2 protein-coding genes, 1 other RNA gene and 1 pseudogene are annotated in these 1,968 nt (G+C 68.1%); 2 read left to right on the top strand and 2 right to left on the bottom strand.

Annotation, left to right across the window (positions count from 1 at the left end):
• Nucleotides 1–336 (bottom strand): M16 family metallopeptidase (locus VF794_RS15680; protein ID WP_331111195.1); only part of this gene is annotated, 336 nt, incomplete at its 3' end.
• A gap of 191 nt (nucleotides 337–527) precedes the next feature.
• Between VF794_RS15680 and ssrA the strand changes: the two genes are divergently transcribed.
• Nucleotides 528–892, top strand: a transfer-messenger RNA (tmRNA) gene (ssrA, locus tag VF794_RS15685).
• Between the two features lie 258 nt (nucleotides 893–1,150).
• Here the strand turns inward: ssrA and VF794_RS15690 are convergent.
• On the bottom strand, nucleotides 1,151–1,690 hold the full coding sequence (locus tag VF794_RS15690) for a DUF1801 domain-containing protein (RefSeq protein WP_331111197.1): 540 nt from the start codon (nucleotides 1,688–1,690) through the stop codon (nucleotides 1,151–1,153).
• A 92-nt stretch (nucleotides 1,691–1,782) separates the two neighbouring features.
• Here VF794_RS15690 and VF794_RS15695 point away from each other — a divergent pair.
• Nucleotides 1,783–1,968 (top strand): annotated as a pseudogene (locus VF794_RS15695) (hypothetical protein); the annotation flags it as partial.

Raw genomic sequence — 1,968 nt, forward strand, 5'->3', positions numbered from 1 at the left:
GAAGGCGTTGTCGTCGTAGCCGTAGGTGCTGATGACCTTCTCGCGCTCGCCCTCGGGGAAGTTCTTCGTGCCCTTGAACATCATGTGCTCGAAGAAGTGGGCGAAGCCCGTCTTGCCGGGCTCCACCTCGTTGCGCGAGCCCACGCGCACCACGGTCTGGTAGGCGATGAGGCCGGGCGAGTTGAAGGGCACGCGGACGACCGTGAGCCCGTTGGGCAGGCGATCGACCTTGAGAGGGTAGGGGAAGAAGGGGGAGGCGGCGGGGGCCGGCTGGGCGGCGGCGGGGAAGGCCGTGCCGAGCAGGAGCAGCAGGAGGGGTAGGAACCTTCGAGGCATGCGTGTCCTCATGGAGCGGAAGCACACACCAGCCTACTTGCTATTCCCGCGAGCGGGCGGGCATCTGGGTGAGGACGTTGGAGAACGACACCGCGAGGCGTCAGGAGGATTGACCGGGCGCCGTCAGCGGTTAAGGTGAATGGAGCAACGAAGAAGTAGTGGAAGTGCCCAGTGAAGTTGAAGTGCCCGAAGGGGGCGATCCGGTTTCGACGGGGGCATGGAAGTTCGAGACGCGTGCCGAGCTTGTTGGTTCGCTCGTAAAACCACCGACAAAGACACAAAAGCCAACGACAACGTTGAGCTCGCGCTGGCTGCCTAAATAGCAGTTTCCTAGTGCGCGGTCCCCCCGCTCTCGGCCCGTGGGGTGGGGTAGGACCGTCATAATGCGGGCTGGCTGTCGAGGGGGCCTGGACTCTCGACGGCGAGACTTCCCAGGACCGGCTCACAGAATCCCGTCCGTGGGAGTCTGGGGGACGTAACAAACCGCGGACTACGCACGTAGGGTCAAAGGACGGAAGGCTTTCGGACGCGGGTTCGATTCCCGCCGCCTCCACTGATGAAGGGCCCCAGGTTCTCCGGAACCTGGGGCCTTTTGTTTTTCCGGGGCATGGGGCCGCCAGCGGCAGCCGGGTGAGCTGGCCGCGCTCGCGGTGCTCCCTACGAGTCGTCGGACACCCCGGGTCGAATGCCGATGCGCTTGTCTCGGCCGCGCAGCCGCTCGCTTCTAGCGCAGCGCCGCGAGGGCCGCGCCGACCTTCGCCACCGTCACCGACACGGGCGTCGTCACCTCCGGGGCGATCCGGGCGTGCCTCCTTCAGGAGTGGTGCGCCACCGCGGCCTTCACCCAGCGCAGGATGCTCGCCTCGTCGAGGTCCGCGGCGCTGCGCACCTTGAGGTGGCGCATGGTCTTCCCGGTGCCCTCGAGCTTTCCTTCCGGGTCGTCGAGCTTCTCCGGGGGCGCCATGATGTTGAGGGCGGCGTAGGTCTTCGAGGTGTAGAGCGCACAGAACCCGCCCTTCAGCTGGTAGTAGGGCATGCCCCACTTCATGGACTCGCGGGCGCCGGGGGCGGCCTTCTTCACCAGGGCACGCAGGGCCTCGAGGTGCTCGCGCCGCTCCGGGGGCTGCTGCGCGAAGAAGGCGTCCGCCGGGGCGCCGAGGTCCTCGCGGCGCAGGTATTGGCGGTCAGGGGTCTTCTTGGCGGCCGCGCCCTTCGCAGGCGCCTTCTTCGCAACCGCGCCCTTCGCCGGGGTCTTCGCGGGCGTCTTCCTCGCGGCGCTCTTCCTCGCAGGGGGATTCTTCGTGGGTGTCTTCTTCCTGGGGGTCCTCTTCGCCATCGCCTTGCGTGCTGCCATCCGAGCCTCCGAGGCCCCGGACCGCCGGGGCGGGCGGGGAGGCTACCCCAGCAGCGGAGGGCGCATGGGTCGGAAGGTGCGACGAGGCGCTGGTGGGGCGGTTGCGCTACGTGCTGGCCCATGGGGTGAAGGAGGGCCTGGTGGAGAGGAGCGCCGAGTGGCCGGGCCTCACGTGCCTGCCGCAGCTGCTGGGGCCGGCGAGGCGGCTGTTCCAGGGGTTCAGCTGGACGAAGCGCTGGAGCAAGAGGAGGAGCGAGGACTTGGAGGCGGGGGAGGGG

It is taken from the genome of Archangium sp. (assembly GCF_036389735.1).
Taxonomy (GTDB): domain Bacteria; phylum Myxococcota; class Myxococcia; order Myxococcales; family Myxococcaceae; genus Archangium.